Below are 26,184 nucleotides of genomic sequence, written 5' to 3' on the forward strand. Positions count from 1 at the left end.
GACAACCTCTTTTGTAGGTTTTGTTCATATAAATAAACTTAATTTGATAGGGCAAAGTTTGCTTCTTCAGTAACAAGCAACTTGATTGCATCTTTAGCTATGACCCATTCTTCATTGGTTGGTATCACCATAGCGATAGGGCTATCAGCTTTGGTTATGATCCCCTGTTGACCAAAACGGGCGGCTTTATTTAAGCTCTCATCAACTTTGAAGTTAAAGATTTCCAATAAGTGAAGCACTTTCTTGCGAATAACATCTGAGTTTTCGCCAATGCCACCAGTGAAAACAATAGCGTCTAAACGGCCTAATGGTACTGTGTATGAGGCGATATATTTGGCTAAGCGATAGCAAAAAATCTCTAATGCTAATGTGGCACCTTTGTGCCCGTATTCACAAGCTTCTTCAATACCGCGGCAATCGTTGGTGAGTTCTGAAATACCAAGTAATCCACTTTGGTTATTCAACAGGTTATTGACTTCATCAAGAGTATAACCGAGTTGCTTAACTAAATGGAAAACAATAGATGGATCCATATCGCCACAACGTGTGCCCATGACTAAACCTTCTAATGGGGTTAATCCCATAGATGTGTCGACACTTATTCCGTTTTTAATAGCAGTTACTGATGCACCATTACCTAAATGCGCACAAATAAGGTTAGTGTCGTTAATGTTTTTACCTAATACTTTTGCCGCTTCATGACTGACAAAAAAGTGGCTAGTACCGTGCATACCATAACGGCGAATACTATGTTCACGATACAATTTGTAAGGTAGGGCATAAACATAGGCTTTTTCAGGCATGGTTTGGTGAAATGCGGTATCAAATACTGCAACTTGTGGTAAATCTGGGAAAGAGGCTATCGCGGCACGGATACCAATTAAATGTGCTGGATTATGCAGAGGTGCTAGTGATGCACAATCTTCAATACCTTGAATGACTTCTGGTGTGATAATAACTGAGCGGGTAAACTTTTCTCCACCATGAACAATACGGTGGCCTATGGCTTGAATACTCTCCGCTAATTGCGGTTGTGCTGCCAAGATATCATTAACAATAAATTCTACCGCTTCGCGGTGAGATGAAAATGCACCTAGTTTGGCTTCGTGTTTGTTGCCATGAAATTTCCACTTAATGCGAGAATTATCTAAACCAAAACATTCTGCTAAACCAGAAATTTGTTCATCGCCTGATTGAGCATCAATGATGGCAAATTTTAATGATGAACTACCGCAGTTGATTACGAGCACTAATTTGTCTGACATGTTAACGCCTTCTAAGTCGATAAAACTAAATAAATTGTACAATTTTATTTTCTGTTAAGGTTTATGAGCATGCTTAAACATCACACTTTGTTGTTCTTATGGGGATTTGCAACTGATAAGTTAACTTAACATAGTGGCAAATCGACCAGTGCATTTTTGGCATGACACTGTATTATATAAACGTAACACTCACGTCCTAAGCAGTAAAGGTAGCTTAATATTGAACATGAATCTGGTTAAACTACTTGGCGATGGTCAACGTTATATGAAGACTTGGCCAATGGTTAGGCAACTAGGGTATTATTTCCCAGAGTACCGTGTTGTCAAAGCAACTCAATTAGCTATTGTTGCAATGCCAGTGTTGGCATTAGTGGTTTCGGCCAGCCAGCTGTATGTTTTTGGCTGGGATTATTTACCACAAGCATTAACTATGTTGTTGTTTTTCATCAGCCTGCCATTGCAAGGCTTATTATGGCTAGGTTGGCGAGCGCGCCATCCATTGCCTTTATCGTTATTTGATTGGGGCAATCAACTCAGTTCAACATTGACTGATATGGGGACATATTGCCAACCTTTAGGCCCAAGTGCCTGTTATTTAGATATGGCCGCTATTTTGAAGCTGGCCTTTGAACGTTTGGATCAAAGTTTTTGGGATGAATTGTAATTCATCCTGTACATAAACGGTTACTAATTTACTTATGCTTATGTTTGTTATCATTAAAATGTCGCATTAATACCTCTATCGACAAAAACCTGCTGAATCTTCTGCATTATTTCATTACTTGGTGGTGAAATATGCGCCAAAGTATACGTTTCACCAAAGGCTTGCCATTTATGTTCACCTAACGGGTGATATGGCAATAATTCAACTTTTTCGACATTACTCATCGGTTTGATAAAGTCTGCTAATGCGATGGCAGATTCAACATCTTCGGTAAATCCGGCGACGACGACATAACGGATCCAGGTTTTTATATTTCGTTTAGTCAGATATTGTGCAAATTGTAATGTTCTATGATTACTGACTTTAGTCAGCTCGATGTGCTTAGCATCGTCCATTTGTTTTATATCAAGTAATACTAAGTCGGTGTTGTTGAGTAATTCATCAATCACAGGTTCATATTTGCGGACAAAACCGTTGGTGTCTAAACAGGTGTGTATGCCTTGATTTTTACAGGCTTTAAATAATTCACTCACAAATTGAGCTTGTAAAATGGCCTCGCCACCACTGGCTGTAATACCACCGCCGCTGGCTTCTAAGAAAGGTTGATAAGCAATGACTTGACTCATTATTTCATCAACAGAAGTTTCCTTACCGCCATCAAGATCCCATGTATCACGATTATGACAATATTGACAGCGCATAAGGCAACCTTGCATAAAAGCGATGTAGCGAATACCTGGACCATCAACGGTGCCAAATGATTCCACTGAATGTATGCGACCTAACGTCATTGTTGTTCCTTACATGTCTATAAAAAAGGCCGTATCGATAATGATTAAAACATCGATACAGCCAATTTAACAGATACTACAGACCTTTAGTGAATGTCCGCGTAATAACGTCTTGTTGCTGCTCTGGGGTAAGCGCATTAAAGCGAACTGCATAGCCCGATACACGGATGGTTAATTGCGGATATTTATCAGGATTAACAATCGCATCTTCTAGCATTTCACGGTTCATGACGTTAACGTTTAAGTGTTGACCACCTTCACGGTTTGGTCTACTTAAAAAGTAGCCGTCCATCAACGACGCTAAGTTAGTACGACGACCAGTGTCATCTTTACCTAATGCATTTGGCACTATAGAGAAAGTATAAGAAATACCATCTTGTGCGTGGGCAAAAGGAAGCTTAGCCACTGATGTTAATGAAGCAATAGCACCATTTTCATCACGACCATGCATTGGGTTAGCACCAGGAGCAAATGGTGCGCCTGAACGACGACCATCAGGAGTGTTACCGGTTTTCTTACCATAAACTACATTTGAAGTGATGGTTAAGATTGACTGTGTTGGAATCGCATTACGATACATTTTCTTATCGCGAATTTTAGCCATAAAGCGTTCAACTAAGTCGCAAGCAATGTCATCTACACGAGCATCATTGTTACCAAATTTTGGATAGTCGCCTTGGATATCAAAATCAACAGCGATGCCGTCTTCGTCCCGAATAGGTTTAACTTGAGCATACTTAATTGCTGATAATGAATCGGCAGCAATTGATAAGCCGGCAATACCACAAGCCATTGTGCGGCGTACGTCGCGGTCATGTAATGCCATTAACGCAGACTCGTAAGAATATTTGTCATGCATAAAGTGAATCGCATTTAGTGCAGACACATATTGCGTGGCAAGCCAGTCCATTAATCCATCAAGACGTGACATGACATCATCAAATTCAAGAACATCGGCTGTAATTGGGTCTGCTTTTGGCGCGATTTGGGTTTTCAGTTTTTCGTCAACACCACCGTTAATGGCATATAACATGGTTTTTGCTAAGTTAGCGCGAGCACCGAAAAACTGCATGTGTTTACCCAAAATCATTGGGCTAACACAACAAGCGATGGCGTAATCGTCAGACTCGAAGTCTGGGCGCATTAAATCATCGTTTTCGTATTGAATTGAGCTAGTGTCAATTGACACTTTTGCACAGTAGCTTTTAAAACCTTGTGGTAATTTAGTTGACCACAATACGGTAATGTTTGGCTCTGGGCTTGGGCCCATATTGTATAAAGTATGTAAGAAACGGAAGCTAGATTTAGTCACTAGAGTGCGACCATCAAGACCCATACCCGCGATAGATTCAGTTGCCCAAATTGGGTCACCAGAGAAAAGCTCATCGTATTCTGGTGTACGTAAGAAACGCACCATACGTAATTTCATCACGAAATGGTCAACCATTTCTTGAGCTTGTTGCTCTGTGATAGCGCCACTCTTTAAGTCACGTTCAATAAAGATATCTAAGAAAGTTGAAGTACGACCTAATGACATTGCCGCGCCATTTTGGCTTTTGACTGCAGCAAGGTAACCAAAGTAAGTCCATTGGATAGCTTCTTTAGTATTTTTTGCAGGTACAGAAATGTCGCAACCATATTTGGCCGCCATCACTTTCATTTGACCTAACGCACGATGTTGTTCAGATATTTCTTCACGTAATTGGATCACGCTTGATAAATCTTCACCAGATTCAAACTGTGCTTGCAAAGAGCTGAATTGAGCAAACTTATCTTGCATTAGGTAGTCGATACCGTACAAAGCAATGCGGCGGTAATCGCCAATAATACGGCCACGGCCGTAAGCATCAGGTAAGCCCGTTAATATGCCAGATTTACGACAAGCCATAATTTCTGGGGTATAAACATCAAATACGCCTTGGTTGTGAGTTTTACGCAGTTCAGAATAAGTATATTTAACATCACTGTTAAGTTCACGACCATAAGCTTTGCATGAACCTTCAACCATACGAATACCACCATTAGGTAGCATGGCACGCTTTAATGGTGCATCAGTTTGTAACCCAACGATGGTTTCAAGGTCTTTATTAATGTAACCAGCTTCATGAGAGGTAATTGTTGAAACCATTTCTGTGTCGAAATCGACAGGGGCATGAGTTTGGTTTTCTTGCTTGATGCCTTCCATGACTTTGTCCCACAAAGCTAATGTGGCATCAGTAGCATCAGCTAAGAATGATTCATCACCCTCATATGGAGTGTAATTTTGTTGGATAAAGTCACGTACGTTAACTTCTGTTTTCCAATCGCCAGCTACGAAACCTTCCCACGCGTTGGCAAATAGTTCGGTTTTATCTGTCATTCACTTAACCCTCTGGTTGATTATCTACGGGTATCATCCCTAGGTATTCGAGGTGATGCTATCCGTTGAGTATTTACATTCTGTGATCTAGGTTTATTCGCTAGACTGAACTGTTTACATCATATGCGTCATTTTGTGGTGAAGTGTTCGGTCTATTTTCTGTAATGACGCTAATCGTTTTTGCTTATTTAAATTGGTAAGACCATTTGTCCATGTAGTGATAGTAGCATAACTTAGTGACGATATCGGCGGCTTTTGTTAATTGAATGGTAAAAGTGTTAACTGCTTAACAAATCTGTTTAGAATTAAGAGTAGCACAGGCCATTAACATTCATTTAAAAGCATCGCAGTTTATGCTCTTGCTTTAATAATTGATGTTCAACTAAGGATTAAGGCAATGTAGTTAGCTCTTAGTTCATTCTTCTTTGTGACTAGTGACTAATCACATTGCAGCAAGCAGAATTGTTAAGGCCTAATTGAATAGGTTAGTTGACATAAATAATTCGAAAATACAGTTACCTTAACGTGAATCGTTATCATTGTTAAGGTTATCTCGTAAGTGCAATGGTCCTTAGTTTTTTGAGGTTTAGTTTTCCCATTAAATAGGTCTACATGCCATAGGGTATTGAGTCTTTGTATATCACTAACTCATTGTTTAGATTCTTTTCGCGTTTACGACTTATCACTTTGGCAATATAACTTGCTATAACATGTCGAATCGAAAATACCTGTATTCAGCTATAAAGCTTGATTACGGATATTGAAGTGATGATAACTGAAATCGCTTTATTTATGAGCGGTTTAATGCGGGTTAACTGTAATAGTTAGTAGAATGAAACCATCATTACAGACTGTTAACTTGGTAAGACCAATGTACTTCATGTTTCTTGGTAAGTGATTAAATAGTGCTATGTATTATTAATAAACTGCATTTTAGACATTGATAATATCAGTATGAGTGTGAGGTTAGAGTATAAAAATCAGTATGTTTTCTACAGTTGATCAAGGATTAAAAATATAGTGGAACCAATGTTAGGGTAGATAACTCAATATTATCTAGGCTTATTTTGTTGTTTACACCACCAAAATATTAATAGCCGGAGTATAAAAAACGGCATCCGAGGATGCCGTTGAATAAACAAATAAGTTAATCAGTTAGAACTTATAGGTAGCTGTTGTGTGGAAGAAACGACCGACGTTATCGTAAGCTGAACTTGTGGTATCAGTACCTGTATAGCCGTAAGGTAAATCACGATCAAACACGTTATCAATACCAAATTTCAAGGTAATACCAGAATCGAAGTTGTATGCAACCGCTATATCGGTAATAAAGTAATCGTCAAATTCCATGTTGCTATTAGGATTTGCATTTAATGCTAATTCCTTATCGGTATAAAGGCTTACACCCTCAATGTAGCGTGTTCTCCAGTTAACATCCCAACTATCAATTGAATAACCGATGCTCCAGTTCGCTTGCCATTTAGCATAACCAGCAGTACCTGCAAGTTCCTCAAATGTATCAGGCTCGTCTTGGAATGAGAAATCTTTACGTTTTAGTAGGCGAGTCGCAATAAGGTTAGTGCGTACATCACCATTAAAGGCTTCAAACACGTAGCCAATATCAAAGTCAATACCAGCAGCTTCTAGTGATGCAATGTTTAGCGAGAATTGTCTAATTTGAGTAATTTCGTGGGTAGTTGCATCACGAGTAATCAAACTACAATATTCGTTATTCACACCAGATGGCGAATCAACACAACGGTCGATAATATCTTGAGCACCAACTGCACTGATAGCGTTTTCTATTTCAATATTCCAATAATCAGTGGTGATTGATAATCCATCGATATAATCAGGTTGATAAACAATCCCTAAAGTATAACTTTTTGATTCTTCAGCTTTTAGTTCACGATTACCGCCACTTAATCCTTCAAGCGTTTTGTCGTCATAGTCAGCATCAAACCCCGCTGGAATACCTAAGGCCGCACAGTTAGTTTGGCGTAAGGTAGGGTCTGCAAGATCATTTAAGTTTGTAGCACGGCAAGAATCATTAACAGAAAAGAAAGTTTGGCTAGCTGCGCCATAAAGCTCGCTAATGTTTGGCGCACGAATTGCTTCTGAATAAGTGGTACGAACTCGGAGTTGATCATCAACTTCCCAGCTTAGCCCAGCTTTCCAAGTTGTTGCATTACCAATAGTACTGTAATCAGCAAAGCGAATTGCAAGGTCTAAGTCTAGTTGACGCACCATAGGTAAATCTGCGAGTAAAGGTAATGTGATTTCAGCAAACACTTCGCTGACATCAAAATCGCCTTTGTCTTCACCTAATGCATTGAAAAAAGTACCCTCTGCATTGTCTGGTTCAAAAATTTCACTTTCTTCTTTACGGTATTCAACACCCGTAGAGAAACCAACATAACCAGCAGGCAATTCAAACAAACCAGAGTTAGTCATGGTTCCGCCTAACACGGTTTGTTTGATAACTGAGGTACCTGTTGACGTTGTATTAATGTAATCGATTGCATCTTGACTTGGGGCACCAAAACCAAAAATGTTTACTGGAACACAACCTGCGTCTCTAGCATCTTGGTCACGACATACCGCAACACCGTCTTCTAATACTGAATCAAGGGCGTTAGTGTAATTGTCATACACTAGGTTATTTTTGTTAACACGTTCCAAATCTGTTTGGCCATAAATGGCATAGGCGTCGTAATCCCAATCTTGAAATACTACACCTTCAAGACCTAACACATAGCGTTGGGTTTCGCGGGTGTCATCTTCAATTCGCGCACCCAAGTCAGTCATAAAGCGGCGAATGTTGAGAGAGTCTAATGGTGCAGAATTACCATCGCTATCTTTGTTTGCTTTCATTAATGCAACAAGTTCAGGATTGATAAAAGCGTTATCAATTTTGATATCGTTAACTGGATTACCAAAGAAGAAAGCGGGTTGGCCTTCATTAGTAGACTGACTGTTAACGTATTTAGCTTCAAAATAGACGTTGTGGTCATCGTTAAGTTGATAATTTGTTTTAAAGTTAAGATTGTAACGTTCAAATTCTGGCTGTAATTCAACAAATTGGTTTAAGTTAGTTAAGTCACAATCCGCACAGCGAATACCATCAACATTTTGACCAGAGTAAACGTCTCTTAATGAACCGTCTGGATTAAAGCTTTTCCAACCGCCTAAATTAAAAGTACCAGCATTACTAATCGTGTAGTGACCCGCATTAGGTGTCCAAATCTTGTCAGGATCAGAAGGATCATTGTTATCGGTAGTACGACTTGAATTCGCAAGGCTCGTAAAAGCAGTTGAAGTCTGGTCGCGATCAAATGCTTTTAATTGCTCTTGAGCACTGTATTCAACCGCAAAGGCAACATTACCATCACCCTGGGCGAAATCAGTACCATAAGACAAAGAAAAACGATCTTTATTGTGGTCACTGTCATCTGCCCAACCCTTGGTTGCAGAGACATCTAAACCGTTAATATCTTTCTTTAATATAAAGTTAACTACACCGGTTACCGCATCGGCACCGTAAATGGCTGATGCACCACCAGTAATGACTTCCACTCTATCAATCCACACACTTGGAATGGTATTGACGTCGACTGAAGAAGTACCTGCTGAGCTTGATACATGACGCTTGCCATTAACAAGTACGAGTGTTCTATCAGAACCCATGCTTCTTAAATCGAGTAAATTAAGACCCGAAGTACCAATAAAGCGGCCTGAGTTAGCTAATGAATAGGTATTACCTAGTGCTGGTAATTGGTTTAGCGCTTCACCAATGTTAGTTACACCCGTTGATAATAACTCATCGCCAGTAATTACAGTTACTGGTGTTGGTGCCACGGCACCTTCACGAATAATTCGTGAACCAGTTACTGAAATACGTTCTACAGGTGACGCGACTGTCACTTCTTCAGCAAACGTATTTAATGATGTCGCAGCAGAAAGAGCCACGCCACTGATTAGCGCAACGCGGATCGCATTGGCCAATTTTGAATTAACTTGCATTTATCACTCCCAGAAATGTTTTTTATTATGTGGTAATTGTTGAGATTATTTTGAATGTAAACATAAAATAAAATTACACCAACACGGGTATAACCATTACTGGAATGAAATACAATACCTAAAAATCAATGGCTTAGCCAATTTAGTGTTAACTTCTTAAGCTACTTTCATTAACATTTATTAGACATTTCGATGACCAAAGCTTTAAATTGTAAAGTAATAAGTTTACTTAACTTTAAGGTGTTAGTTATTTGTTGGATTACTGTGTTTTTTTGAGGTTATGGAGAGTGTTTGAATTTGTTAGTGTTAATTAATTGTGTTGTGATGGTTGTTATTATTAATGATGAAATTAATTAATGATGAGTATTTCGATGGGTTTTATCATATAAATCTAACTTAAAGAGTATATTTTCGATAACTTGATTATGAATTGATATATCTAATTTTAAATGAGTTTTTTTGTTATGAATAATAATTCATTCGGTATTTATGCATGTTTTTGAATAATTATTCTGTAAAGGGGTAGCGGAAAGATAGTTTTAATTGTATTTAAATCAACCTCAAAGTTGATAACATTGTCAATATTATAACAAGGAAATTTTTTATTAAGAAAGGTAGTATAACAATAAAGATTAACATCAACCTCAAAGTTGATAACATTGTCAATATTATAACAAGGAAATTTTTTATTAAGAAAGGTAGTATAACAATAAAGATTAACATGTTGGTGATCAAAAAATGCCAGCAAATCTGCTGGCATTTTTATTTATGACAATAATGACTCATGTAGAGTCACTTAAATCATTATTGCACGTTTTCGCTATCACCAAATTCACCTGCAAATAATGCAGTTGATAAATAACGTTCAGCAGCCGATGGTAAGATAACCACAATTGTCTTACCGGCAAACTCAGGTAATGCAGCAATTCGATTAGCGGCTACAACCGCAGCACCAGAAGAAATACCCACTAAGATACCTTCTTCTTTCATTAAGCGGCGAGCCATTTCGATAGAGTCTTCATTCGATACAGCTTCAACGCGGTCAATAATTGATAAGTCCAAGTTGCCTGGAATAAAACCAGCACCAATACCTTGGATTTTATGTGGACCAGGTTGAATTGGTTGGCCTGCAAGAGCCTGTGCAATAACGGGTGAGTCAACAGGTTCAACCGCGACAGAGGTAATGGTTTTGCCCTGTGCTTTTAAATAACGGCTTACACCTGTTAATGTGCCACCAGTGCCCACACCTGCAACAAATACATCAACTTGACCATCGGTATCATTCCAAATTTCTGGACCAGTGGTTTGTTCGTGAATTTCTGGATTGGCTGGGTTATCGAATTGGCCAAGGATCAGGTATTTTTCTGGCGCTGACTGACGGATCTCTTCAGCTTTATCAATGGCACCTTTCATGCCTTTAGCGCCTTCAGTCAATACTACATTTGCACCGAGTGCTTTTAGCAGCTTACGACGCTCTAAGCTCATGGTGTTTGGCATTGTTAAGGTTAGTTTGTACCCACGAGCAGCAGCAACATAAGCAAGTGCGATACCGGTATTGCCTGACGTTGGTTCAATTAGTTCAATATCTTTAGTTAATGTGCCTTTTTTCTCGGCATCCCAAATCATATTGGCGCCAATACGACATTTCACGCTAAAACTTGGGTTACGTGATTCCACTTTTGCTAATACTTTGCCATTACTGACACGGTTTAAACGAACGAGTGGTGTATTGCCTATAGTGTATGAATTATCTTCGAAAATTTTGCTCATGGATTATTTGCTCCTATGGTTGCATTGCCTAATCATAATCTGCTCAGCAGGATTTAGAAGTGAAAGTTTGTTCTTCTTTATGCTTTTTAGTTATAAATGACTTGATATTTATTCTAAAACTGTCAAAGATGTCGCTATATTAGTCTTTTGTGGTAAAAGGTCATCTTTCAATGGTCTGACCATCAAGTAAATTTAATTTAGTATGACGAGAATAAATCATAAAATACTAGAATAGGCTTAATCAGCGAGATGTTCTAATTTGTGCCATCCATATTTATGAGCAAGGTTGTCAATAAGCGATGTTAAAACCTTCTTTCATGTATGTCGAAATATATGGCGCTCAATGAGCTTTAGCTAACTCATTCACTAAAAATGGTAGAGTAAAATGAATAAAGTTGTGATTTCAGGCAGTGGTTTATATACACCACCTTACAGCGTTTCTAACGACGAATTAGTTAACAGTTATAATAGCTATGTTGATCAGTTTAATCTGGAGCATGCTAACGACATTGAGACGGGTAGCACACAAGCTTTAGCGTATTCTTCAAGTGAGTTTATCGAGAAAGCCTCTGGAATAAAAAGTCGTTATGTTATGGTCAAAGACGGTATTCTTGATACTAATATCATGATGCCATTAATTGCAGATAAGCCTTCTGAAGTATTATCTATGCAAGCTGAAATGGGGATTGCTGCAGCAAATCAAGCATTACAACAAGCAAACTTAACGAGTGAAGACATCGACTTAGTGATTGTTGCCTGTGCTTACACTCAACGAGCCTATCCTGCAATTGCGATTGAAATTCAACAAGCCATGGGAACCAAAGGGTTTGCCTATGACATGTTAGTAGCTTGTTCATCAGCGACTTTTGCTATTGTGAATGCTGTTAATGCCATACGCGGTGGAACAGCTAACCGGGTTTTGGTCATCAATCCTGAATTAACGTCACCACAAATCAATTTCCGCGATCGTGATAGTCACTTTATTTTCGGTGATGTTGCCACTGCGGTTGTGGTTGAACGTGAAGAGTTATCTACATCAACGCATGCCTTTAATGTATTGTCTACACGTTGTTTTACCGATTACTCCAGTAATATCCGTAGTAATTTTGGTTTTGTTAATCGTTGCGACCCTGAAAATGCCACTACGGCGGATAAATTATTCCACCAACAAGGCCGTAAAGTGTTTAAAGAACTATTACCGATGATATATCACCATTTAGATACGCAATTCACCCAAGAACAAATAAAACCAGAAGAGTTTAAGCGCTTATGGCTTCACCAAGCCAACATAAATATGAATTTATTTGTCGTTAAGAAACTGCTTGGTGATAATGTTGAGCCAACTAAAGCACCTATTGTATTGGATGAGTATGCCAATACTGCGTCGGCCGGATCTATCATTGCGTTTCATAAATTTAACCAAGATTTTAAAACCGGTGATTTAGGTTTATTGTGTTCATTTGGTGCAGGCTATTCTATTGGCAGTATTGTGCTTGAGAAATGTTAGTCGCTTCGAGTTATGGCTATAATTAAAGTCGAATGTATTTAATCAGTTGCGATTATGAATGTATTACAGCGTAATCTGCTAACGTAAAAAAATAATAACAATTCCGTTGATGTTTATATATCAACGGCATTGTTATTTCTACTACTGTATCTACAACGACACCCAATACAGATCCTAAAGCGTTAGTTGTATAAACAATTCATTATAAATATCATCAATTACACAACACTAAAGACTTCGTTTTGAGTGTGTATTACTTAAAGTAGCCAAGCGTAGCTGAGTTTCATAAAGTAAGTTTTTTCGTTTTGGGTTAATGAATCAATGTCATCATTGGCAATAAACGCATCCGAATAACCAAGATAAAAAACGCTTTGTGGGTTAAGTTTGTATCCATAGAGTAGTTCATTACCTATATCTTGATAAAGTTTGTCTGGCTGTTGATATTTGTATAAATCAGGGTCTCTTTCAATACGAGTGTAAACACTACTTAGGCGAATAAAACTGTTTAAGCTGAGCTGCCAATTTAAGCGCATATCACTAAGGTTAGCCGTAAATAAGCGACCATCATCAACATCTAATGTTTGGTATCGATGAGAAATGTCCAGTACTAATGACTCAGTCAATTTCCATTCAATACCAGGGTTTAACATAGTGGTAGTGGCAGGGCGGTCATTGGCAAAATCAATATCATCGCCATAGCTGCTATCCAGTTCAAGCTTGAGAGAGCCAATGGGCGTGAAGCTGGTGTAAAACCACCCTAATGTTTGGTTATATATACTGGTGTTATCATCAATATCAATGATACTTGGGTTATGGCGTCTGCCCACTCTTTCTCGTTGGACAATCCCCGCGCCGATAAAACTTTGCAGGCCTCCGTCAAACTCAATATACATTTCAGTTTCTTGTTCAAGCCGTTCATTGTTTTGGTTATGAGTGATGTCCCAATCGCCACCTAAGTCAATTTTGTTGAAAAAGTTATTTTCTGGGTACCAAATATAGCCGCCGCCAGCTACAAATTTGTTGATATCGACTTTATCGATAAAGCCCAAGTCAGCCCTAAAGTCGCTACCGATAGATTCGTAATTTGTTGAGGCGTACCAATTACGGCGTTCATGTTTATAAGATAGATTGAACATTCCACCGCTAAACTCACCGTCTTTATTCGTGCGAAGTACGCGCTCATTAATGGCACAATCTCCTATATAACAAACATCAATGTCGTTGCTGCAATCGTCTCGTCCACAAAATTGATTGAATAAATCATCAGGGTAGGCAGTTTGTGAATGAGCATATTGTGCCGTAAAGGTATCGTGTTTAGTCGGTTGGTATTTTATGTCGGCACTGGCAAGATAATTATGATATTCATCAGCTTGCTTTAAGGTCACTAAACCACCAATTGAAAATTGCTTACTCGGGTCGAAACGGTATCGAGTGGCTACGTTATGGCTCTGCTCGTCAATAACAGCAATGTCGGAGCTTAAATTACCGGGAACTAAAAACTGACTTTGAGTGTCATTGGCGGCGAGAATCGCAAACGTATGATCGTCGGTTTTGCTGGTGAGTTTTAATCCATAATCTGGCGATCCAATATTACGGGTATGTAGTAAGTCTAGTTGAGTATCGAAATAGTCTTTGTTATCTAAGAAAAAGGCCCGTTTTTCAGGAAAAAATAATGCAAAAGTATTGTTAACATCCAATTGACCTGCATCTGCTTCTACTTGAGAAAAGTCTGGATTAATTGTGGCGTTAAGTAAGGTTGTAGGGGTAATCCCCCAGCGTAAATCGAGTCCTACTTCTACGTTGTTTTCATCACTCCATGGCTGAGTCGGTGCAACATCACGTTGACTACTTTGATCTGCCACTAATGACGGTGTGAGTTGTAAATCTTTACCTTGCGTTGCTCCTGCTAAGCCCGATGCTGTACCTAATTGACACAACTGACATGACACGTTGCGATCTATTTGGTGAGTTGATATGCGATGGGTTTCGTTACGAGGATAAAAGCGAATTAATTCGATACCCCATGTTTGCAAAGGATTGCGATCATCAAAGTTAAATAAACGCAGCGGTAGTTGTATTTCAACCTGATAGCCTTGATCTGTTAGCTTGCCTTTACTGTACCAAATACCATCCCAAGCATCACTTTCTTGGCCTGTAAGCTCATTTTCTATTGAGTCACTTTGTACCCCATAAGGGTTAATAAAAAACTGATAAGCCAAGCGAGCATTGTTAAAAGTATCAAGTTTAATGCCCACCATGTCATCTCCCCAAGATTTATCTCTGTCTCTTAGGTTGACGCGAATTTTATCCGGTGAAGGGTCATGGGCGATAAACGCGAAATATAAGCTGGTTTTTGACGCATACACTTTGGCATAAGTGGTCACTGGCGCGGCGATATTTTCACCTGGAGACGTTTCATATTTCAACATCACCTGTGCGGCCTGTTGCCATGCTGGTTCGTTAAATTCACCGTCTACTTCAATATCTTCATTAATGGTGGGAATATCTAAATGAAATTGTTGGCTAGATCCTGCGAAAACAGACAGTGACACAATGCTTGAGATTAAGCAGAATACTCGCGCGAGGAGAAAAAAGTTTTTCACAGACACTCTATTATATTTGGTTGTTATTTTGTTTATTGTCGCAAAAAAACGGTTCAAAGATAGGTCTGATTTGTGCTGTGAATGTATCTAAATTGTTACAGAATGTTGAGTGAGTATAAAAAAGCCCAATACACTGATCGGGCTATTTTGATAATGGCGAACCTAAATAATTAATCAGGTGCAATCATTGGGTTTTTGTAGGCTTCACGGTATTTATCAACCCACATCGAGGTTGCCCCGCAAATCGCTACTGGCATAACGATAAAGTTAACGATGGGGATCATTGAAAACAATGTCACGGCCGCACCAAAACTGTAACTCGACCCTTTGGTGTTTTTAAGGGCAAATTTCATATCATTAAAGCTGACTTTATGGTTATCAAATGGATAATCACAATATTGAATCGCCATCATCCATGCGGTAAATAAAAACCATAAAATAGGTGCCGCTGTTTGACCTATCACCGGAACCCAAAACAACACCAAAAATATCAATGCTCTAGGTAAGTAGTATTTCAGTTTTGTCCATTCACGACCTAATACACGAGGCAAATCTTTGACCATATCCATAGAAGTGCCAGTATTTAAGTTTTTCCCCGTTAAATATTGTTCAACTTTTTCGGCTAACAAACCATTAAAGGGTGCTGCCAACCAGTTCATTACCGAGCTGAATATAAATGACATCACCACTAGCATGGTTAACACCGCTAATGGCCATAATAAAAAATGTAACCAACTTAAGTAGTCGGGTAGTTGGCCATTCATCCAATCGAAGAGTTCTGTCAGTTGGCCCAACGCTAAATACATTGCGCCGGCAAACAATACTAAATTGATCATTAAAGGGATAAACACAAATGAACGTAAACCCGGTTTTTTAATCAATTGAAAGCCTTGAAGAAAATAATTTACACCGCTTTTTTTAACGGTCTGAGAGTTGTTTACCATATAACCCGCCTATTTTGTGACTCATAGCTTCGATTTTGACTAGCCAAAGACAATAAAACAAGTGATAAACTGTATCAACAGGATAAAAATCGTTACAAAATGCAGCTCAATTGATAAAGTGAGCTGCTTTTTCCTTTTAATGCGTACCTGAACTGGCAACATGAGATTAAAACAAATAAAACTTGCTGGATTTAAGTCGTTTGTAGACCCAACTAAAATCCCATTTGATAATGCTTTATCAGCGATTATCGGCCCTAATGGCTGCGGAAAATCCAATGTGATTGATGCCGTGCGTTGGGTGCTGGGTGAAAGTTCAGCAAAGAATTTGCGTGGCAATTCGATGACCGATGTTATTTTTAACGGTTCATCGGCGCGTAAACCCATTTCTGTTGCAGGTGTTGAACTCGTATTCGAAAATACCCAAGGTAGGCTTGCTGGTCAATATGCCAGTTATCAAGAGATTTCAGTTAAACGCCAAGTTAACCGAGAAAGTGAATCAACTTATTTTTTAAATGGCCAAAAATGCCGTCGTAAAGATATTACCGACTTATTCATGGGAACAGGCCTTGGTCCTCGTAGCTATGCCATTATTGAACAGGGCACTATTTCACGTTTAATCGAGTCTAAACCCCAAGACTTACGGGTGTTTATTGAAGAGGCTGCCGGCATATCGCGCTATAAAGAGCGCCGCCGTGAAACTGAGAATCGGATCCGTCATACCCGTGAAAATCTTGAGCGTTTAAATGATATTAGGGTCGAATTAGGCGCACAACTTGATAAATTATCCCAACAAGCTAAAGCGGCTTTACAGTATCGCGAATTAAAAAGTAGTGAACGTCTGTTACATAGCCAGTTGCTAGTGATGCGTTATCAAGAGTTGCTAAGTCAAACCGACAAGCTCGATATTGAAGCCGTGGCATTAGAGACTCAAGCACAACAACTGCAAACCACATCGCTTCATGCCGATACCATTGTGACTCAGCTTAAACAACAACTTGCCGAGTTAAGTGATGCTGAACACAAACTAGTTGAGCAGTATTATTTAACCGGTAATAACATTACCAAGTTAGAGCAACAACTTCAGCACCAACAGCAACAAGACTCGCAGTTACAACAACAAATAAATGTGATTCAACAACAGTTGAGTGCTGCAGAGCAGACTGTTGCCAGCTTAACCCAAACCTATCAAACATTGGTCGCTCAAGCGGATGTTATCAATCCTGAATGCGAACAAGCTGAAGAGGCTTTAGCATTGATTGATGAGCAGTTGAGTGTGATCGAAGACGCTTGCGACGATCAACAATGGCAATTAACTCAATATGCAGAAACTCTAGCGGCAAATAAAATGCAATTGGCTTTGTCGCAATCGAGCTTAAGTCATCAACAACAAAGTTTGCAGCAAGATGAACGTCAAAAACAACAGGTGACTCAAGACCTAGCGGCGCTAGATCAGCAAGACAATCAAACTCAGCTGTCTGATGCTCAAACACAACTGATTGACATAGATAAGCAACTAACCAGCACGAAACAGCAACAGCAGCAACAAGAACAACTGTTGGAGAATGCGCAACGAGTTGTTGAACAATGCCGTGAAGACTATCAAACTATTAAGCAAACCCTAACTCATCGCCATTCACGCTTACAGTTGATAGATGAATTACTTGCAGGTCATATTCAGTCCGAAGGGCAACAGTTATGGCAAGTGGTTGAGGTTAAGCCGGGTTGGGAGAAAGCTGTTGATATGGTGCTACACGGGCTAAGTCAATTGCCGGTATTAACCGCTGATATTATTCCCGTTGAACAAACCAACATAGGCTTTATACCTCAATCACAACAAGTTAATCATATTGCCCTGAGTACTAAGGTTAATCTTGCTCCATGGCTTAAGTCAGTGGTGTGGGCTGAAAACTTAGATCAGGCAAAGCAGCAACTATCACAGCTAAATAACGATCAATACATTGCAACCCAAGAAGGGTACTTAGTGGGTCATGGTTTTGTGTTAAATCACACCCAGGCAGGCCAATCTGCCATTGTACTTAGTCAAGAGCGTATTGAGTTAACCACTCAATTGAGAGAACTTGAACGTAAACTGATTGTGGCGCAACAGCAATTAACCGATGCTACTCAACAAGCTGCATCGCACCAATTAGCATTAGGTCAATTTCAACAAGCGTGTCATCAATTGCAAATAAGCCAAACTAAATCGCAATCTGAAGTGGCTAGTCTGTCCCAGCAAAATGCTGATAAACGACAAAAACAACAACGGTGTAATGATACGCTGTCCAAGCTTGAACAGGCTTATAGCCATAAGAAAATGCAGATAGAGGCGTACGAGTCGCAGGTAATGACTCAAGAAGAGACACTGTCTACCGCTATTAATCAACATGAAGTCGCGCAACATGCTTGGCAAAATAGCCAAGCTAAACTTCGCGAAACCAAGACCAAACGCTCTGAAGCAGCCGTGACGTTAACTCAGCAAAACGCGCGGTTGCAGCAACACGCTACTCAACAAGCATTAAGTCAGCAACAATTACAGCAGCAAACTGAAAAACAGATTGAATTATCAAGCCAGTACGCTCAGTTACAACAACGATTGCAAGATAATCAACAACAACGTGGTGAGCAACAGTTAGCCCAATTATCAGCGCAGCTAACCCATGCACTTGAGCTACAGCAAGCCTTACAACAGCAATTGCAACAAAATAGAGGTCAACAAGCTGAGTTGCAAACCAGTTTAGACAGTTCAGTATTGATGCAAAAACAACAGCTTGTGGTGTTACAGGACTTGACTCAAACGATAAGCACGTTAAAGTTACGTCGTGAGGGCTTAAAAGGGCAGGCGAATGCGCAGTTGCAATTGTTGCAAGAGCAGCAAATTCAGTTGCAACACGTGATAGCAGACATACCTGCGCAAGCTTCGGTAAGCGAATGGTCGCAACAGCTTGATAAAGTAAAACAAAAAATTGTACGTTTGGGGGCTATTAACCTTGCCGCTATTGAAGAGTTTGAATCGCAACGAGAACGAAAAGCCTATTTAGACAGCCAAGATGACGACTTAAATAAAGGGTTAGCAATTTTAGAAGACGCTATCCGTAAGATAGATAAAGAAACACGCAGCCGTTTTAAGGCCACATTTGAAACGGTAAATCACGATTTAGGATTGCTATTTCCTAAAGTCTTTGGTGGCGGTAAGGCTTATTTGGCGTTAACCGATGATGATCTGCTCGAAACGGGTGTTACCATCATGGCGCAGCCACCAGGTAAAAAGAATAGCAGCATACATTTACTTAGTGGTGGAGAAAAAGCGTTAACCGCTTTATCATTGGTTTTTGCTATTTTTAGACTCAATCCAGCACCTTTTTGTATGCTCGATGAAGTAGATGCACCTTTGGATGACGCCAATGTTGAGCGTTTTTGTCGTTTATTAAAAGAAATGTCACAAAGTGTGCAATTTATTTATATTAGTCATAATAAAATCACCATGGAAATGGCAGATCAACTTATTGGCGTTACTATGTATGAACCGGGCGTTTCAAGAATAGTGGCAGTGGATATTGAAGCTGCGGTTGCTATGGTTGACGCGGTATAAATTAGGAAGACAGGGAATCTAATGAAAGATCTACAACTGGTGTTGTTCGTATTAGGCGCAATCGCAATTATTGCGGTGTTAGTGCACGGTTTTTGGTCGATTCGTAAACAACAACCTAAATCAACCAAGCAGAGTCCGATGGCTGGATTTTACAAAGACCAAGCTCAACGTCGGGACTCAGAAGGTTTCGACGCAGATGGTATTGGTACCGTTCGGGTGCGTAAAGCTGGTGATGTTGATGAACCCGTGATCAAATCAACTATAAATGACCATGGTACACCAGAGCCGGCTTCGACAACTCATGTTGAACCAACCTTATCTCATGCTTCATCAAAAGACTCATTGACTAAATCGGGAGCGACTCAGCCAACGGAAGCGACTAAAACGGCGCAACCGACTCAACAAACATTATTTATTGAAGACGAAGAAGATATTCAAGCTCCAACATCTAGCTATCATTCTCATGAGTCTATAAATACACCCAAAAAAATAGTTAATGCTTCAACTACTCGCGGCCCGTTATCCAGTTACTCTGGTGTTACAGCAAGCGCATCTTCTGCAGTATCTTCGCCAAAAACTGAACCACAAAAAACAGTTGCTATGGAACCGGCTAAGCCAGTTGAAACCGCAGAGCCGAAAGTGACAATTGAAAATGAATCCGTTGAACCAACAGATGTTTTGGTGCTTCACGTAGTCGCTAAAGCAGGTGAACAAGTTCAAGGTGCAGAACTATTGCCCAGTTTATTGTCTCTTCACTTTAAGTTTGGTGACATGGATATTTTCCATCGTCACATTGACAACGCCGGTACAGGCAAAGTGTTATTTTCGGTTGCTAACATGCTAAAGCCTGGTGTGTTTGACCCTGATAATATGGAACAATTTGAGACTCAAGGTGTGGTGTTGTTTATGACACTACCTTGTTATGGTGATCCGTTAATGAATTTCACTATAATGTTAAACTCGGCTTATCAAATAGCAGAGGATCTCGGTGCTGAATTATTAGACGGACAACGTCAACCTTGGTCCGAAGACATTAAAAAAGACTATCTACGACGACTGAATGCCGCGTAGGTTAATATATTCATTAAGGCCGCAGCAGCGGCCTTAATTGTTCTAGGCAGTTACTTTTAATCAATAAAATCACAGTTATAACTCGTATGACGGATATCACAATGCACGCTATTCAAACTGAAATGGATCAACTAACAGACACAATTAATCAACATAATATTCGTTATTATGTTGATGATGCTCCGTCGATACCCGATGCTGAATACGATAGATTAATAAAACGCTTAACGGCACTTGAACATGATTATCCGCAATTTAAATCTGCGGATTCACCGACCCAAAGAGTGGGTGGCATGGCATTGCAAAAATTTGCCCAAATTACTCACCTTAAGCCGATGTTAAGCCTCGACAATGCTTTTGAACAAGCTGATTTTGCAGCATTTAATAAACGCGTAACAGATAAAGTTGGCAGTGTTAAATATGTTTGCGAACCTAAACTCGATGGCCTAGCTGTGAGCATAACCTATCGTTTAGGTATTCTTGAACGCGCAGCGACACGAGGTGATGGCAATGTCGGTGAAGACATTACTGAAAATGTGCGTACTATCCGATCTATTCCGCTTAAATTACGTGGTGGAGGATTTCCAGATTTAGTCGAAGTGCGTGGTGAAGTCATTATGCCTAAAGCAGCATTTGAAGCGTTAAATCAGCGTCAAATCGGTAAAGGTGACAAGGTGTTTGTTAATCCTCGTAATGCCGCAGCAGGTAGCTTGCGTCAACTCGACAGTAGAATTACGGCATCACGCGCATTAGGGTTTTATGCTTATGCATTAGGCGTGGTAGAAGGCGAATCACAGCCAATGCAAGATACTCATTTTGGCCAGTTGACTCAATTAAAACAATGGGGGATCCCAGTCAGCAGTGAAGTAAAAGTGACTGATTCATTAGAGCAAGTCTATGCGTATTATGCAGATATTATGGCCAGACGCAGTGCGCTTGAATATGAAATTGATGGTGTGGTAATAAAAGTCAATGATATTGCTAAGCAACAAACTCTAGGGTTTGTTGCCAAAGCGCCAAGATGGGCTATCGCCTACAAATTTCCCGCGCAAGAAGAAATGACCTTATTAGAGTCGGTTGATTTTCAGGTAGGTAGAACCGGAGCGGTAACGCCTGTTGCCCGCCTTAAACCTGTATTTGTCGGTGGTGTAACTGTATCGAATGCAACCTTGCACAATGCTGATGAAATAGAGCGTCTCGGCGTTAAGATTGGCGACACTGTCATTATTCGTCGTGCCGGAGATGTCATTCCACAAATTGTTGCAGTCGTTCCAGAAAAGCGTCCAGATGATGCCCAAGATATTGTCTTCCCAGATCATTGCCCTGTTTGCCAAAGTTCAGTCGAGCGCATAGAAGGCGAAGCTACAGCACGTTGCAGTGGCGGATTATTTTGTGAAGCACAACGTAAAGAAGCAATTAAGCATTTTGCCTCCCGTAAAGCATTAAATATAGACGGAATGGGAGACAAAATTGTCGAGCAATTAATTGATAAAGAATTGGTTAAAACCCCTGCAGACTTATTTAAGCTCACTGCATCTTCTATTACTATGTTAGATCGGATGGCTATGAAGTCAGCGACCAATATAGTTGCGGCAATTGAATATGCTAAAACCACTACCTTGGCTCGTTTTTTATATAGCTTAGGTATTCGTGAGGTTGGCGAGGCAACAGCAGCTAACTTAGCGCAACACTTTGGCGATTTTGAACGGATCCGTAATGCCAGCGTCGAGCAGTTACTTGAAGTGGCAGATGTTGGCGAGATTGTTGCAAAGCACATTACGTTATTCTTTGCTCAACCACATAATATTGAGGTGATTGAGCAACTGCTTGAAGCGGGAATCAATTGGCCTGTCGTTGAACAAGCTGATGAATCACAATTAAGCCTTAAAGGCCAAACTTGGGTGTTAACCGGCACATTGACGCAACTTAATCGTAATGACGCCAAAGCACGCTTACAGGCGTTAGGGGCAAAAGTGGCTGGCAGCGTGTCCAAAAATACTGATTGTGTTGTAGCGGGTGAGGCCGCAGGGTCTAAGCTTGCAAAAGCAGAAGCGTTGGGTATTAAAGTCCTTGATGAACAAGGTTTGTTGGATTTGTTGAATGCATCAAACGAATAGAATTGATATTTATGTTTTATTTATACTTGTAGCCGCCGATAAGAGTATTTTGTGAACTTTAGTAATATTACTTGGCTTGATGATCACGGTCATATAAAGCCCCCATTATTTTTGTATTTAATGCTGGTTTTTTTAGCTCGTGGGTGGTGTATTTTTATTGCATCCTTAACCCAGTTTAACGACCGAGCCGGTTTAGTGCGATTATTTTATCCTGAAAAAGGCGATTTTATATTGGCCTTGGTCGCTGGTGTCGGTGCTTTGTTGATTTATGGACTTATTATTGCCGAGCGTAAACGCAGTTGGCCAATATTCATACCTCTGTTTAAGCGTAGTCGCTGGTTTTTATGGATATTACTCATTATTGATGGGTTATTTTTATTCCAACGGATGATGCACGATGATTTTCTGTTTAAAGTAGGCTATTCGATTGATGCATTGTTTCTTTTTTGGTCAATTATTTATGTGTTCAAATCGAAGCGGTTATATTATTACTTTGCTGACTGGACGGGGAATGATCCTGCTGAACAAGTTGAAATGCCTCCTAACAATGATGATTGTCTCAAGTAAGGTACTAAATAATATACGTCTTGGTATAAATGCACTATATTTACCCAACAATAAAAAATGAAAATGTAAGACATTCATAAACATCGCGCTATAGACTTAGATTTTTGTGCAAGAATGGCATTACCATCTCAGCCATAGCACGACTAATGTGAAAAGGGACAATACTTTGGCTAAAGCAGAATTAACAAAAATACCTGTTTCGCAAATGGTTATCGGGTTAACCGTTAAGCTGCCTTTGTCATGGACAAAACATCCTTTTTTTCGCAGTAAAGTTAAACTTGAAAAACAAGTTCAAATCGAGATGATTAAAGGCCTTGATGTGTCATTTGTTTACTTAATTAGTGGCCATGATTTATTGCCAAAAATTGATGACCATATTGAAACGGAGCAAACTGATGCCGTTGTTCCTCAAGAAGTTGATTCTCGAACGCTAGCTAAAAAAAGTATGCGAGTGAGTCAACAACGTTTTGTTAAATCAGTTAACGATAGCCGAACCGTATTTGGTAAAATTGTCAGCGATCCTGAAGGCGCCTATCGCGAAGCTGCCACTTTAGTAGAAGACTTAGTGGATAGTTTATATGAAAGCGAAACTCCTCATTTAACGCTAGTGGGTAGTGGCGAGGCGGATGTTAGTGTGACTCAACATGGTATTTCAGTCGCGGTACTTGCAATGATGATAGCCCACACATTATCACTGTCTAAAAAAGAGGTCCGTGATATTGCATTAGGCAGTTTGTTTCATGATATCGGTAAGCTTAAAGTACCAGAAGCTATTAGGCGTAAGCGTGGTGAGTTAACCGACCATGAGAATAACTTCTTAAAAATGCACCCTAATTTTGGTTATGACATGCTTAACCGCACAGGGTTATTCCCTGAGGCCATGTTAGATATCGTATTGCATCACCATGAGTTTATTGATGGTAGTGGTTTTCCTGATCATTTGAGCGAAGCTAAAATCCTACTTACGACCCAGATTGTGTCACTAGCAAATGACTACGAAACCTTGTTACATCAATACCAGACCCCGCAAATTGCATTAGGCATTCTGTTTAAAAATCATAGCAGCAAACACAGTGATAAATTAATTTCGGTGTTGGTCAAAATATTAGGTATTTACCCTCCAGGTGCCATTGTGCGTTTAACCGATGGCAATATTGCTAAAGTAATGATGACGACCGTTGATGTTAAGCAACCTCATGTGTGGTCATGTCATGTTAGCGGTGCAGAGCCTAGTTTTCGTTTTTTAATTAATGAAGATGTCCAAGTTGAAGAGGTTATTAAGTTAGATGAATTAACTGAAGGCGCTATAAAAACATTACAAGCTAATAGCCCAATCAGTTTTTATTTTAATAACTTTAATCAATAACTCTTATCAATAGTATTTAACCTTGTCACATTGAGAATACATGAACACAATTACCCTTATAGGATGCGGTTGGTTTGGTTTTCCGCTAGCCAAACAGTTAGTTAACCAAGGATTTCAGGTTAAAGCATCAAAACGTCATCCAGATGATTTTGCCCCATTACAGCAAGCGGGTATTGAGGCTTATCAATTAGATTTGGCCAATGTGACGATTCAAGCAAAAAAATCGTCGTTATTCGATGCTGATGCCATTGTGATAAATATACCGCCAGGACTAAGGCGTGGTGAAAATGACTATATAAGTCATTTAACTCAGTTGAAAAGCTTAATAGGTGATCGCCAATATCAAAAAGTGATTTTTATTAGCACCACAGGTGTTTATCCGTCGTTAGACCAAACCGTCACAGAACAAGATGCCGCCGCGTTCAATGATACCAGTGCAACATTATTGCAAGCTGAGGCTATATTTTCTGTTATGGAAAACAGCTGTATAGTACGATTTTCGGGTTTAGTTGGTCCTAAGCGTCATCCCGGACGTTTTTTTGCAGGTAAAACGGATATTAGCGGTGCCAACGTCGCGGTTAATCTGGTGCATTTAGATGACTGTGTTGCAGCCGTTAGCTTAATCCTTTCACGAACGGATACTTTACCCATTTATAATCTTGCAGCTAATGAACATCCTACTCGAGATGTATTTTATACCGCGGCCACTCAGCACCTTGAGTTAATGGCACCGCAGTTTAATCAAGTGCAACAACCAAGCAAAATTATCGACGGTCAGTTAATCAGCCAACAGTTAGGATTTCAATATAGGTTTGATAGTCCATTCAAAATGCTTGATGCTTGCTAAACTGGCATAGGCTATAATAACCGACATCTTTTGATTAAAAGGCAATTATTGTGACGACTGAAACTCAAGCGTTTGCATTACTTCAAGGTGATGAATTCGTAGAACTGTACAAAGTATTAAAAGTACAAGGTTTAGTGAACGGCGGTGGCGAAGCAAAGCATGTTATCACCGAAGGTCAAGTTACCGTTAATGGTGAAGTTGATACTCGTAAACGTAAAAAGTGTGTTGTTGGCGATCTTATTTCGTTCAATGGCGCAAACATTGAAATTGTTCCTGCTCAGTAAAGGATTTATAAATGCAATTCCCAGATGATGACAATGGCCAAATGTTGGCTGCAATGGCTGAAGCCGGTATTGATTTAACGCAATCACTTGAAGTCGATTTCTTTTTAGTGTTTGACGACCAACGTGATGCTGAGTCTGCATTAGAAGCATTGAGTCAAACAGACATTCAAGGTGAGCTTGAGCTTAACTTTGAAGAAGAAAGTACTAAGTGGGAAGTGATTGTTTGTCTCCAGATGGTGCCTGAATATGCAGCCCTTGTTGCCAAAGAAATAGAATTGAATACTTTTGCCAAAGAGTTTGACGGTATTTCTGACGGTTGGGGCGTGATGCAAAATCAAGCCGATGATGGTGAGTTTGCAGATGAAGATGATGATCATGAATGCACCGAGCATTGTCATCACTAAAATCATATTTGCA

The 26,184-nt window shown here is 39.7% G+C and carries 17 protein-coding genes; 10 read left to right on the top strand and 7 right to left on the bottom strand.

What is annotated here, in order from left to right:
* Window positions 1-38 precede the first annotated feature (38 nt).
* Window positions 39-1,265, bottom strand: a complete 1,227-nt coding sequence (gene ackA / locus ABIS04_RS07025; protein ID WP_137221403.1) for an acetate kinase — start codon at window positions 1,263-1,265, stop codon at window positions 39-41.
* A gap of 226 nt (window positions 1,266-1,491) precedes the next feature.
* Here ackA and yfbV point away from each other — a divergent pair, with 226 nt between their 5' ends.
* Window positions 1,492-1,929, top strand: a complete 438-nt coding sequence (gene yfbV / locus ABIS04_RS07030) for a terminus macrodomain insulation protein YfbV (RefSeq protein WP_371833621.1) — start codon at window positions 1,492-1,494, stop codon at window positions 1,927-1,929.
* A gap of 53 nt (window positions 1,930-1,982) precedes the next feature.
* On the opposite strand, the gene pflA is transcribed toward yfbV, so the two are convergent.
* The 4 genes from pflA to cysK form a co-directional block, all read right to left on the bottom strand.
* A complete protein-coding gene (pflA, locus tag ABIS04_RS07035; RefSeq protein ID WP_350433009.1) occupies window positions 1,983-2,720 on the bottom strand; it encodes a pyruvate formate lyase 1-activating protein in 738 nt (245 codons plus the stop codon).
* Between the two features lie 76 nt (window positions 2,721-2,796).
* The gene (gene pflB, locus ABIS04_RS07040; protein ID WP_350433010.1) at window positions 2,797-5,079 is read right to left on the bottom strand and encodes a formate C-acetyltransferase; all 2,283 of its coding nucleotides are present in this window, start codon (window positions 5,077-5,079) and stop codon (window positions 2,797-2,799) included.
* A gap of 1,155 nt (window positions 5,080-6,234) precedes the next feature.
* Window positions 6,235-9,102, bottom strand: coding sequence for a TonB-dependent receptor (locus tag ABIS04_RS07045; RefSeq protein WP_350433011.1), 2,868 nt, complete (start codon window positions 9,100-9,102; stop codon window positions 6,235-6,237).
* Window positions 9,103-9,906: 804 nt separating this feature from the next.
* The gene (gene cysK, locus ABIS04_RS07050) at window positions 9,907-10,872 is read right to left on the bottom strand and encodes a cysteine synthase A (protein WP_140233874.1); all 966 of its coding nucleotides are present in this window, start codon (window positions 10,870-10,872) and stop codon (window positions 9,907-9,909) included.
* A 385-nt stretch (window positions 10,873-11,257) separates the two neighbouring features.
* Between cysK and ABIS04_RS07055 the strand changes: the two genes are divergently transcribed.
* Entirely contained in the window at window positions 11,258-12,379 is a 1,122-nt protein-coding gene (locus ABIS04_RS07055; RefSeq protein ID WP_140233875.1) for a beta-ketoacyl-ACP synthase III, read from the top strand.
* Window positions 12,380-12,636: 257 nt separating this feature from the next.
* On the opposite strand, the gene ABIS04_RS07060 is transcribed toward ABIS04_RS07055, so the two are convergent.
* Entirely contained in the window at window positions 12,637-14,982 is a 2,346-nt protein-coding gene (locus tag ABIS04_RS07060; RefSeq protein WP_350433012.1) for a DUF5916 domain-containing protein, read from the bottom strand.
* Between the two features lie 170 nt (window positions 14,983-15,152).
* On the bottom strand, window positions 15,153-15,926 hold the full coding sequence (gene cysZ / locus ABIS04_RS07065; protein ID WP_350433013.1) for a sulfate transporter CysZ: 774 nt from the start codon (window positions 15,924-15,926) through the stop codon (window positions 15,153-15,155).
* Window positions 15,927-16,086: 160 nt separating this feature from the next.
* Here cysZ and smc point away from each other — a divergent pair, with 160 nt between their 5' ends.
* The 8 genes from smc to ABIS04_RS07105 all read left to right on the top strand — a co-directional run bounded on the left by smc (window position 16,087) and on the right by ABIS04_RS07105 (window position 26,171).
* Window positions 16,087-19,515 carry a chromosome segregation protein SMC gene (smc, locus tag ABIS04_RS07070; RefSeq protein WP_350433014.1) on the top strand — a complete coding sequence of 1,143 codons (3,429 nt, stop codon included), beginning with the start codon at window positions 16,087-16,089 and terminating at the stop codon, window positions 19,513-19,515.
* 21 nt (window positions 19,516-19,536) lie between these two features.
* Entirely contained in the window at window positions 19,537-20,586 is a 1,050-nt protein-coding gene (zipA, locus tag ABIS04_RS07075; RefSeq protein WP_350433015.1) for a cell division protein ZipA, read from the top strand.
* A 101-nt stretch (window positions 20,587-20,687) separates the two neighbouring features.
* Complete coding sequence (gene ligA, locus ABIS04_RS07080; RefSeq protein ID WP_350433016.1) at window positions 20,688-22,703, top strand: NAD-dependent DNA ligase LigA; 2,016 nt, start codon at window positions 20,688-20,690, stop codon at window positions 22,701-22,703.
* Between the two features lie 51 nt (window positions 22,704-22,754).
* Window positions 22,755-23,270, top strand: coding sequence for a DUF2919 domain-containing protein (locus ABIS04_RS07085; RefSeq protein WP_140233880.1), 516 nt, complete (start codon window positions 22,755-22,757; stop codon window positions 23,268-23,270).
* Between the two features lie 166 nt (window positions 23,271-23,436).
* The gene (locus ABIS04_RS07090; RefSeq protein WP_350433017.1) at window positions 23,437-24,636 is read left to right on the top strand and encodes an HD domain-containing phosphohydrolase; all 1,200 of its coding nucleotides are present in this window, start codon (window positions 23,437-23,439) and stop codon (window positions 24,634-24,636) included.
* Between the two features lie 40 nt (window positions 24,637-24,676).
* Window positions 24,677-25,483 (top strand): SDR family oxidoreductase, encoded by an 807-nt coding sequence (locus ABIS04_RS07095; protein WP_350433018.1) that lies wholly within the window; start codon window positions 24,677-24,679, stop codon window positions 25,481-25,483.
* Between the two features lie 50 nt (window positions 25,484-25,533).
* Window positions 25,534-25,767, top strand: coding sequence for an RNA-binding S4 domain-containing protein (locus ABIS04_RS07100; RefSeq protein WP_140233883.1), 234 nt, complete (start codon window positions 25,534-25,536; stop codon window positions 25,765-25,767).
* A gap of 11 nt (window positions 25,768-25,778) precedes the next feature.
* Window positions 25,779-26,171 carry a ribonuclease E inhibitor RraB gene (locus tag ABIS04_RS07105; protein ID WP_137221373.1) on the top strand — a complete coding sequence of 131 codons (393 nt, stop codon included), beginning with the start codon at window positions 25,779-25,781 and terminating at the stop codon, window positions 26,169-26,171.
* Window positions 26,172-26,184: the final 13 nt, after the last annotated feature.

Origin of the sequence: Shewanella sp. H8, from assembly GCF_040285065.1 — a bacterium.
Classification (GTDB): Bacteria; Pseudomonadota; Gammaproteobacteria; order Enterobacterales; family Shewanellaceae; genus Shewanella; species Shewanella polaris.